This window comes from Parasediminibacterium sp. HNIBRBA5674 (assembly GCF_056745525.1).
On sequence record NZ_JBQWIE010000031.1, the window covers coordinates 1 to 11,684 of the forward strand.

Below are 11,684 nucleotides of genomic sequence, written 5' to 3' on the forward strand. Positions count from 1 at the left end.
TGTGCAGGTGGTTCATATACATTCAATGGTACAGTTTACACCACAGCAGGTACATACACAAAAACTCTAGTTAATGCAGTGGGTTGTGATTCAGTTGCAACTTTAGTATTAATAGTAAAAGCTACAAGTGCTTCTACAACGAATACCAGCATTTGTCCAAGTGCATTACCATACAGTTGGAACGGCTTAACAATAAATACAGCAGGTACATACACAAAAACTTTAGTTAATGCGGTTGGTTGTGATTCAATCGCTACTTTAAACTTAACTGTAAAAGCTACAAGCGCATCTACAACAAATATTAGCATTTGCCCAAGCGCATTACCATATAGTTGGAACGGCTTGACACTAAATGCAGCTGGTACATACACAAAAACTTTAGTTAATGCGGTTGGTTGTGATTCAATCGCTACTTTAAACTTAACAGTAAAATCTACAAGCGCTTCTACAACAAATACCAGCATTTGCCCAAGTGCATTACCATATAGTTGGAACGGCTTAATATTAAATGCAGCTGGTACTTATACAAAGACATTAGTGAATGCAGTAGGTTGCGATTCGATAGCAACGTTAAACTTGACTGTAAAAGCGACAAGTGCTTCAACTACAAATGCAAGCATCTGTACTGGTGGTTCATATACTTTTAATGGTACAGTTTACACAACTGCTGGTACATACACCAAAACTTTAGTAAATGCAGTAGGTTGTGATTCAGTTGCGACCTTAGTATTAACTGTAAAAGCTACAAGTGCTTCTACAATGAATACAAGCATTTGCCCAAGTGTATTGCCATATAGTTGGAACGGCTTGACATTAAATGCAGCTGGTACATACACCAAAACTTTAGTTAATGCAGTAGGTTGTGATTCAGTTGCGACCTTAGTATTAACTGTAAAAGCTACAAGCGCTTCAACAACAAATACCAGCATTTGCCCAAGTGCACTACCATATAGTTGGAATGGCTTGACTTTAAATGCAGCTGGTACTTACACAAAAACTTTAGTTAACGCAGTAGGTTGTGATTCAATAGCGACATTAAACTTGACAGTAAAAGCGACAAGTGCTTCTACAACAAATGCAAGTATTTGTGCAGGTGGTTCATATACATTCAATGGTACAGTTTACACCACAGCAGGTACTTATACTAAGACATTAGTTAATGCAGTAGGTTGTGATTCAGTTGCGACATTAAACTTAACTGTAAAAGCGACAAGTGCTTCTACAACGACAGCTATATTGTGTGCTGGTAGTACTTACTCATTTAATGGTGTTACTTATAATACACCTGGTACTTACGTTGCACATTTAACAAACTATGTTGGTTGTGATAGTGCAGCAACATTAGTATTGGTGGGTGGTGCAGCTACAGCATCTACTACAACCATGAGCATTTGCCCAAGTGCTTTACCATATATTTGGAATGGCTTGACATTTACAGGTGCTGGTTCTCAAACGGCTCATTTAACAAATGTTAGCGGTTGTGATAGTGCTGCAACATTGGTTTTGACAGTAAAAGCTGCTTTAACATCTACTACAAATGCAACTATTTGTGGCGGTAATAGTTATTTATTTAACGGTGTTACTTACACTACTTCTGGTACTTACAATGCTTATTTGGCTTCAGGTTTAGGCTGCGATAGTATTGCAACTTTGGTATTAACTGTTTTACCAAAACCAAATGCTGGTGTAGATAAAATTGTTGGTTATAATAATGGTAACGCTTCTGTCACACTTGGTGGTGTAGGTGCTGGTATTTGGCTAGCAAATACAACAAATGTTGGCTCTTCAGTAATTGTAGATGCTGCAAATGCTACTACAGAAGTTAAAAATTTCACCGCAATTGGTACTTACGAATATCTATTTATTAACGGTGCATGTTCAGATACGATGAAAGTATCTGTACTACCTAATGGTAATATCAGTAGCTATGTTTGGGTAGATACCAATGAAGATGGCATTAATAACGAGTCTACCACAAATGGTATTAATAATGTGGTGATTGAGTTGTATAAAGAAGATACCAACGGTAACTACGTATTGGCACAAACAACTACAACTGCTACTTACAATGGTAAACCTGGTTACTACAATTTTATAATTCCAGAAAATGGTAACTACAAAGTGAAGTTCCCATTAGTTGCACAAGATGGTGCGTTGACAACTCAAAATTTATCAACGAATACTAATAACAATAGTGTTGCAGATCCTGCAACTGGCTTTAGCCCAGTAATTGCTATTAACACCACAGGTAGTGGCTTAAGTTTAAATAACACTACTGTTGGTGCAGGTTATAAATATGTGGCTTCGCCAAATTGTAATATGACAGCAACTATTGGTGTTAATCAGTTGTCTCAATGTGTTACTAATAACCAATACCAATTCACTGGTAACTTTACTAGTGGTACTGCACCATTTACTTATCTATGGGATTTGAATGATGGTAATTATGCTAACACTAAAGATGTAACACATACATACGCAACAGCTGGTGAGCATGATGTGACCTTCATTGTGAAAGATAGTAGAGGCTGTGAAGCACATGCATCAACCGTACAGATATACATTGGCGCAAAACCAAAAGCTTCTTTCGATATCTACACACATTCTGGTAATGGTGATGGCTTTACTTTCGTAAGTACATCTACTATAAGTGGTGGTTGGATGAATTATAGTTGGAATCTTGGTAATGGCACTACGTCTACATTAATCAATCCAATGACAACCTATTCACCAGGTACATACACTGTTACTTTGGTAGTAACTGGCAACTTTGGCTGTAGCGATACTATTACAAAAGTGATTACAGTAGATAGCAGCAATAACTATTGCACTGGCCCATTAGCCAATTTCTCTGTAAATAATATTGCACAGTGTTTAAGTGGTAATAGTTTCGTATTTGCCAATACATCTACAGGTAACAATAATACTTACACTTGGAACTTTGGTGATGGTACTGCTACATCTAACAACCTTAATGAGCAACACACATTTACCAATACTGGAACATACAATGTTACTTTAACTGCAACCAATACTTGCGGTACCAATACTGTAACAAAAACTATCACTGTAAATGGTGCACCAGCAACACCTTCAGCAATTACTGGCCCTACAAGTGTGGCACTTGGTGGTGTAATTGGATTAAGTAATACTACAACTGGTGGTGTGTGGTCTAGTGCTAATACTACTGTTGCAACTATCAATAATTACGGTATTGTAACAGGTATAACAGCTGGAAACACAGTTATCACTTACACTGTGGCAAATACATGTGGTACAACTTCTGTTAGTATGCCTATAACGGTTTTGGCTACAAATAGTAATTGTTTAGCACCTTTAGCAAACTTTACTATTAATACAAATACTCAATGTTTAGTTGGTAATAATTTTATCTTTAGCAACAGTGCTTCTGGTACAGCTTTAGCTTACAGCTGGAAGTTTGGTGATGGAACTACGGCTAACTCAGCGAATGCGTCACACACTTTCACACAAGCAGGTGTATATAATGTTAAGCTAATCGTTTCTAATACTTGTGGTACTGATAGCATTACTAAAATTGTTACTGTAAATGCTGTACCAACTCAGCCACAAGCTATTACTGGTAATAACAGTATTTCAACTGGTGGTACTACTACATTGTCAAGTACAACTACAGGTGGTGTTTGGTTAAGTTCAAATACAGCAATTGCAACAGTTAGTGCAAATGGCTTAGTAACTGGTGTTGCTTCTGGTTCTGCAACCATTACATACACGGTTACAAATAGCTGTGGTAATGCAAGTGTTAGTAAAATTATATTGGTATCACAAGCATGTGTGCCTACAAATTCTACAACTACAGCAAGTATATGTGCAGGTAATAGTTACACCTTCAACGGTACTGCATACACAGCCGCAGGTACTTATGTAGCTCATTTAACCAATGCAGCTGGTTGTGATAGTACAGCAACGTTGGTATTGTCTGTTAAACGGCCTACAAGTTCTACCACTACAGCAAGTATATGTGCAGGTAATAACTATAGCTTCAATGGTACTACTTATACAACCGCAGGTACTTATGTAGCGCATTTAACCAACGCTGCTGGTTGCGATAGCACTGCAACTTTGGTTTTAACTGTAAAAGCTACAAGCGCTTCTACTACAAATGCAAGTATTTGTGCAGGTGGTTCATATACTTTCAATGGTACAGTTTATACAGCTGCTGGCACTTACACTAAGACTTTGACTAATGCAGTAGGTTGCGATAGTATAGCTACTTTGATATTGTCTGTTAAACAGCCTACAAGCTCTACCACTAATGCAAGTATATGCGCTGGTAATAGTTACATATTCAATGGTACAGCTTACACAACAGCTGGCACTTATGTAGCGCATTTAACCAATGCAGTAGGTTGCGATAGCACAGCTACATTGGTGTTAACTGTAAATAGTTTACCAATAACACTACCATCAATTAGCGGTAATACTAGCTTAAGTGCTGGTACAACGAGTTTATTGAGCAATAGCGTTATTGGTGGTAAATGGTCAAGTTCAAATACTTCTATAGCTACTGTAAATGCAAATACTGGTTTGGTTTCTGGTATAAGTGCTGGTACTACAGGAATTACTTACACCGTAACAGATGCTTGTAGCAATATTGTAAGTAAAACAACTAATGTAACAGTTACACCAGCTATTATTCCTTGTACAGTACAGGCTAGTTTTACTGTAAATAATGCACAGCAATGTATTACTGGTAATCAGTTTGTATTTACCAATACCACAACTGGCGGTATTGCACCATATACATACTTATGGCAAATAAGTGAAGGCAGCACTGCTACTACTAAAGACCTTACAAAAGCATTTGCTACTTATGGTGAACATGATGTACATCTTAAAGTAATAGATGCAAATGGCTGTGAAAGCAATGCAACTGCTAAGCACATTGTAATAGGTGCTAAGCCAGTAGCTAATTTCTCTGTACTAAGCAATACTGGTAATGGCGCAGGCAAAACCTTTATTAGTGCAAGTACATTGGCAGCAGGTAATATGTCGTACATGTGGGATTTGGGTAATGGTACCACTTCTACATTGGTTAATCCTACCCTAACTTATATTCAAGGTACTTATACTGTGAAGCTAGTAGTTAGCGGTATTGGTACTTGTAAAGATTCTGTTTCTCAGGTAATTAATGAAGTAGGTGTTGCTAACGTAAGTGTATATCCTAACCCTGTGGTTAATACGGTTCAGGTAAGCTATAGAGCAGCTTCTACAACAGTAACTACTATTAAGTTGATGGATTTAAATGGTAGAATTATTCAAACACAACAAGTGCTTCCTGTTTCAGTTGGTACTAATTTAAGTGCGATGTTCGACTTTAGAAACCTACAACCTGGTAGTTATGTAATACATGTGTCAGATGCACAAAATGGCTTCTTAGGTAGTAAAACAATATTAAAACAATAGATAGGTTTTAGATAAGGTAGGATAGGATAAAAGGTAAAAGGCGTTGACAAATTTTTGTCAACGCCTCTTTTATGTTAGGTAGTTATGGGCAACAAAAAAGGCCATCTTTCGATGACCTTTTGGTTGGGTTACCAGGATTCGAACCTAGACAGACAGAACCAAAAACTGTAGTGCTACCATTACACAATAACCCAATCCGTATGTGATTATTTCTAATCGGGGTGCAAAAATAAGGCTGACCTTATCATGTTCCAAAAAAAAATTGCTCTATTCTAAAATTTTTTTTGAAAGAAGCGCACTTATTTCGACCGCTTTATTCATTATCATCAAGTGTTCGCCTGTCGTTAGTCGCACATCTACCTTTTTTGTTAACCAAAAAGGCAACACTTTATCGCTTGTACCATGAATATGATAGACATTCTTAGGTACTATTTTGTTTTTCCAGTTTAAAATGGCATAAATGGCCCATTTGTAAAAGTCCACTTTTGCATCGCTTACAATTGCTTTTACTGCAGCTTTTTCTTCAGCTGTTTTAGCGCCCATAAACCAATAGATACCAAGCTTGGTAGTTGTAAATACGCTGTCTGGCATCCATTTGTAAATAGGGAAGTAGATGCCTATTTTTAGCCAAAAAGGAAACTCTCTAGTGGTTTTATTACTCGAAATAATAATCACCCTAGCGCTGCTATCAGCTTTTGCTATTTCTGTTGCTAGCATACCACCAAATGACAAGCCCACTACTATTGGCGAAGGTTCTGTGATAGTAGCTTTCATGCGCATCGCATAATCCTCTAGCGATTCTTTCACCTTCGGCTCAAGCCACTGAATAAATACTGGCTCACAAAAAGACAAATCCAGAAAAGAGAAAGCCCTTTCATCAGCACCTAAACCAGATATAAAATAGACTTTCTGCATGCTTATGGTTTTATGTCTCGCAGATATCGCAGATTTACGCTGAAACAATTTAATCTGCGCTTTTCTGCGATATCTGCGAGAGAATAATCTACCCCACCACTACCAAATAATAATTTCTTCTTCCTTTCTGTAGTAAGATAAATTTCCCCTGCAATAAATCTTCGCTATTCACTATTGACTTTTCACTATTCACTTTCACTTTATTAATACTCAAGCCACCAGCCTGCAACATTTTCTTGGCTTCGCCTTTACTAGGAAAAACCGCCGATTCTGCTAAAAAGCTCACAAAATCATACCCTGCTTCTATCTGCTCTTTGCTAATGTTCACAGTAGGCACACCATCCATTACTTGTAGTAACTGCGTTTCATTTAGCTGTTGTAATATTTCAGCAGTATCGTTGTTAAACAAAATCTCACTCGCTTTTACGGCAAAGTCATAATCAGCTCTGCTATGCACAAACACGGTCAATTGCTCAGCCAATGTTTTTTGCAATACACGCAAGTGTGGTGCTGCTTCATGCTGTGCGGTTAATTCTTCTATGGTTGCTCTGTCAAGTAACGTAAATAGTTTTATCCAGTTCTTAGCATCTTCATCGCTTGCGTTTAGCCAAAACTGATAAAACTGATAAGGGCTTGTTTTATTCGCGTCTAACCACACATTGCCTTTCTCGCTTTTGCCAAACTTACCGCCATCGGCTTTTTTTACTAGCGGACAAGTAAATGCAAATGCCTCGCCACCTGCTTTTCTGCGTATCAATTCTGTACCTGTGGTTATGTTGCCCCATTGGTCGCTACCGCCCATTTGTAGCTTACAGTTTTTGTTTTGGTACAGCCAGTAAAAGTCGTAACCCTGTATTAGCTGATACGTAAATTCGGTAAAGCTCATACCGCTATCGCCTTCAAGGCGCTTCTTCACGCTATCTTTAGCCATCATGTAGTTCACAGTAATGTGCTTGCCAGCGTCTCGTATAAATTCTAAAAACGAAATTTCTTTAAACCAATCGTAGTTGTTCACCATTTCAGCCTTGTTAGGCAAGCTATCGTCAAAGTTTAAAAAGCGTTCCAATTGCTTTTTAATGCCCGCCTGATTATGCGCCAAAACCTCTGTACTCAATAAATTACGTTCTTCACTTTTACCGCTAGGGTCACCTATCATACCAGTAGCGCCGCCTACCAATGCATACGGTTTATGCCCAGCTTTTTGCAAATGCACCAGCAATAAAATAGGCACCAAACTACCGATGTGCAAGCTATCACTCGTAGGGTCAAAGCCAATATAGGCACTCGTCATTTCCTTCGCCAATTGTTCTTCTGTACCCGGCATAATATCCTGAATCATGCCCCTCCAACGTAGTTCTTCTATAAAAGTCATTACAAAAAATTTGTGGCAAAAGTAAGGATAGGACGGGAACGCTGATGACGGAGATTTTACTGATTGTAGCTGATGTGTGTGGTAGTTTTTATGTAACCAGCTTTTGTACTACTATGAGGCTGTTGTTGCGTCGCACACTTCTACGTTCTGTGCGTTATGGGGCTTTTATGGTAGCGTAGGGTTTCTCACAAAGGAACAAAGAAGACGAAGGACGCAACATTTGTCATGCTGACGAAGGAAGCATCTAACGAGTATTAAACGTTTACTAGCATAGCCGCTGTTGTGTCTTTGACCAACAGCAAAGATGTATGTAATTGGTATGCTTGCGCACATTTGCCAGCCCTACATACCAACAAAGGTGAAAATAGATTGAATTGTTACTACTTTCGCTTTTGGATTTATAAATTATCGTAAAGAATATGGCGGGGATAAAATCAATAACAAAAAAACAAGAAAAATATAATCTGATTCTAGAGGTTGCAGAAAAGTTAATGAAAGAAAAAGGGCTTTACGCTTTAAATATGGACGAAGTAGCCTTAATATCAAATTTAGCAAAAGGTACTTTATATCTTTATTTCAAAAGCAAAGAAGACATTTTTGCTGCATTAGCTTTAAAGGCTAGAGTTTTATTACTAGAAGCTTTCGAAGAAGCAGTTTCAAAAGTTGATAATCCAATCGATCAACTCAAAGCAATTATACTTGCAAATTATGATTTTTTAAAAAAGAATGCACTTTACTACGAACTAGTTTCATTTTATGAAATAAACGAAAGGCAAACTGAAACTGAAGAAATGGCTTCTGTTATAGGTAAAATCTCAGGGCTAGTAATTACTATAATAAACAAAGGTCAGATAGATGGTAGTATTGACAATGAAATTGAACCAACGATTTTATCTTTTAGTATGTGGGGAATGACGGTTGGGATAATGCAACTCTTAAAAGTAAAAGCTGGGCTAATAAACAATCACGAAAGCTTATCAGAAAAAGACATACTTGATAACTACATAAATATTTTTGTGAGAGGTGTAAAAAAAAATGACTAAAAGTCATTTTTATGAAAAACTTTACTATTTTTGCTTCCCAAAACTAATAAATAGTAAAATGGTAAATTACGCTTCTGATGTATTAATAGTAGGCGCAGGCCCTACTGGACTTGCTTTAGCAAACGCCCTTCAAAAACTTGGAACTTCATTAACCATTATTGAAGCAAGTGAAACTACCTCAATACATACCAAAGCAACAAACCTGATGCAAGGCACATTAGAGCAATTAGAAGTGTATGGGCTAAGTGACATTATGTATGAAGATGGTGGAAAAATGAACAATTATATGATGTATACCTATGGAATCAATGTTAGTCCACGTGATATGCACCTAACTGAGAGTCCACATAGTGATGTTGTTTTTTTAGGTCAAGATTTAATAGAAACGAACCTTGCAAGCGAATTTAAAAATGCTGGAGGAAGTATAAATTTCAAACATCGTTTATTAAAATTAGAGCAAAACAATGATGGTGTAAAAGCCACTATTGATGCCAATGGAAAAGAAGTTATTAATTGGTATAAATACGTTGTTGGGTGCGATGGACCTCGTAGCACAACAAGAACTTTTACTAACTGCAATTTTGAACCAGTAAAAACAGGAAAGTATGTTTGGCAAGTTGATGCAACTTTAAAGTGGAAACGCCTAAAAACAATGAAGTCAATGTGGCTTTTCTACTATGATATAGGCTTTGGTGCAATTATTCACTTGCCAAATGGTATAACCAAAGTAATGGCTTTTGAACCTAAAGAAAGTATTCCGAACAGGGTTCCTACGCTTGAAGAAATGCAGGTTAAATTAAGAAAAATGTCTGGTGATAATACTGCAACCCTTAGTAACCCTATTTGGTTAAGCCACGGTGAACTTTTAACAGGTGTTGCACCATCAATGATAGATAACAGAATTATTTTAGCTGGTGATTCTTCAAATCCAATACTTCCAAATGGTGGGCAAGGACTTAATATTGGCATTCAAGATGGTCTTAATTTGGCTTGGAAGTTAAATGATGTCATCAAAGGTTATGCCTCAAAAGATTTATTAAATACCTATAACGCTGAGAGAAGAAGTTTGAGATTAGCAATGGAAAAAGTACAGTTAAGTACGCTAAAATATACTCTACCTGCTCCTAAGTTTAATCAATGGTTTTTGAAAAAGTTTGGTAATGCACTTTTAAATAAATTTTGGTACAACCTTGCAAAAGTATTTAGTCAATTAAATCAAAACTATAAAGATAGTGAACTGACCAAAGAAACTTTAAAGCATAAAGGTGTGAAAGCTGGGTTTAGAATTTTAGACGCAGATATTGTTAAAGCCTCTTCTGATAAAGAAGTTTCACTTTTCAAAGAGTTAGCCACACCAAAATGGAAATTGATTTTATTCGATAATGGCAACCAAAACAACCTTGATAAAACTTTATTTGAAACAAACTACAAATGGGTAGATAAGTTAGTCATTACAAGTTCAACCGAAACTACATATCCTATTGAAAGTTTGTACTACGATATTGATGAAGTTGCTCATAAAAGGTATGGTATAAAAGAGTCTTCTCTTTTATTAGTTAGACCTGATAATTATATTGCTGTTCGTTGTAGCCCATCTAATACAAACGAAATTGTTACGTATCTAAAAAAATGGTTTAATAATGATTAATCAACAAGCATTGTCTATTTGGCGTAGGGCATCGAAGTAAGATTTTTGGCAGTACACCTTTCCCCTCAAAAAATCCCCATTTCTCAATTTTCAGCCACCCGTTGTACCTATACAACAGGCTGCCGCAAGTTGCGGGAAGTAATTGTACCTATACAACAGGCTGCCGCATGCTGCGGGAAGCAATTGTACCTATACAACGGTCTGCCGCAAGTTGCAGGAAGCAATTGTACCTATACAACAGGCTGCTGCAAGCTGCGGGAAGCAATTGTACCTGTACAACAGGCTGCCGACAAGTTTTTGCTCGTTGTACAAATACAGCGGTAGTATCTTTTTTTTAATAAAAGGCGCTTTTTTAGTTGTTTTTTCAAACGAATACTAGTATTTTAGCTTACGTAAAAGCAATCTTTAAAAACTAAAACACATCGTTATGAAGTTGTATCCGCTCAATCTTTCTCGCCTACATTATGTAGAAATCGGTCAGTTTATTGTACGGTTTTTAACTGACTTAAAAAATGCTGGCATTATTACTACTACAGATGCCGAATTTGATGCGCTGTGCCAAGCTATTGTTACACAATCGCCTGTGTACAACGATGCCTTGGTACAAATAAAAGCCAAAGCAGAATCGGCCATGATTGCAGAACGGGATGATATACGTGATAAGAAAATTACCACCATTCGCAGGGCAGTATCGGTATATGAATTTACAGATATTGAAGCAGAGAAAATAGCTTATAAAAACTTGAAGATAGTATTGAACAATTTTGATGGGCTAGAGAAGTTAAATTTTGAAGCCGAAACATTAGGCATTGTAAACTTGATAAAAGAATTGCGCAACGCTACCAATTTACCGTTTACACAACTGTTAGGTATAGATAAGCACGTAACCAATTTAGAAATAGCCAATACCAATTTCACCACTGTATTCGATAAGCGCTCAACCGATGCTGCAAGCACGGTGGTGTACGATACGAAGTTGTTACGTACCAATTTAGTAACCAGCTATAAAAACCTAGCAGACTATGTATTTGTAATGGCTAAAACCAAAAAGAACACAGATTATTACACCAATATTTTAGCGGTATTAAATAATGGCAGACAATACTTTGCCGATTTATTGGCAAAAAGAGAAGGCGTTGCAGCAGCAGCAGCAGATAAACCCACACCGCCATCAGCAGGGTAGTAGTAAATGCTAAAAGTAATAAGGTGCGATAGTGTAAAAGCTATCGCACCTTTTTTATGTGGTTATACCAAGCATCAT

Annotated in this window: 6 protein-coding genes and 1 tRNA gene; 4 read left to right on the forward strand and 3 right to left on the reverse strand. The window is 37.1% G+C overall.

The window, feature by feature from the left end; all coding sequences use genetic code 11:
- Positions 1-5,445, forward strand: a 5,445-nt coding sequence (locus ACT9TX_RS14295; protein WP_481339241.1) for a beta strand repeat-containing protein, incomplete at its 5' end; no start/stop codon positions are given.
- A gap of 120 nt (positions 5,446-5,565) precedes the next feature.
- Here the strand turns inward: ACT9TX_RS14295 and ACT9TX_RS14300 are convergent.
- The 3 genes from ACT9TX_RS14300 to tyrS form a co-directional block, all read right to left on the reverse strand.
- A tRNA-Gln gene (locus ACT9TX_RS14300) sits at positions 5,566-5,639 on the reverse strand.
- A gap of 73 nt (positions 5,640-5,712) precedes the next feature.
- Positions 5,713-6,360 carry an alpha/beta hydrolase gene (locus ACT9TX_RS14305; RefSeq protein ID WP_481339243.1) on the reverse strand — a complete coding sequence of 216 codons (648 nt, stop codon included), beginning with the start codon at positions 6,358-6,360 and terminating at the stop codon, positions 5,713-5,715.
- An 88-nt stretch (positions 6,361-6,448) separates the two neighbouring features.
- Positions 6,449-7,732, reverse strand: coding sequence for a tyrosine--tRNA ligase (tyrS, locus tag ACT9TX_RS14310; RefSeq protein ID WP_481339245.1), 1,284 nt, complete (start codon positions 7,730-7,732; stop codon positions 6,449-6,451).
- Between the two features lie 419 nt (positions 7,733-8,151).
- Here tyrS and ACT9TX_RS14315 point away from each other — a divergent pair, with 419 nt between their 5' ends.
- The 3 genes from ACT9TX_RS14315 to ACT9TX_RS14325 all read left to right on the forward strand — a co-directional run bounded on the left by ACT9TX_RS14315 (position 8,152) and on the right by ACT9TX_RS14325 (position 11,606).
- Positions 8,152-8,775 carry a TetR/AcrR family transcriptional regulator gene (locus ACT9TX_RS14315; RefSeq protein ID WP_481339247.1) on the forward strand — a complete coding sequence of 208 codons (624 nt, stop codon included), beginning with the start codon at positions 8,152-8,154 and terminating at the stop codon, positions 8,773-8,775.
- Positions 8,768-10,423 (forward strand): FAD-dependent monooxygenase, encoded by a 1,656-nt coding sequence (locus ACT9TX_RS14320; RefSeq protein ID WP_481339249.1) that lies wholly within the window; start codon positions 8,768-8,770, stop codon positions 10,421-10,423. The genes ACT9TX_RS14315 and ACT9TX_RS14320 overlap by 8 nt, the downstream gene beginning before the upstream one ends.
- Positions 10,424-10,850: 427 nt before the next feature.
- Complete coding sequence (locus ACT9TX_RS14325) at positions 10,851-11,606, forward strand: DUF6261 family protein (protein WP_481339251.1); 756 nt, start codon at positions 10,851-10,853, stop codon at positions 11,604-11,606.
- Positions 11,607-11,684 lie beyond the last annotated feature (78 nt).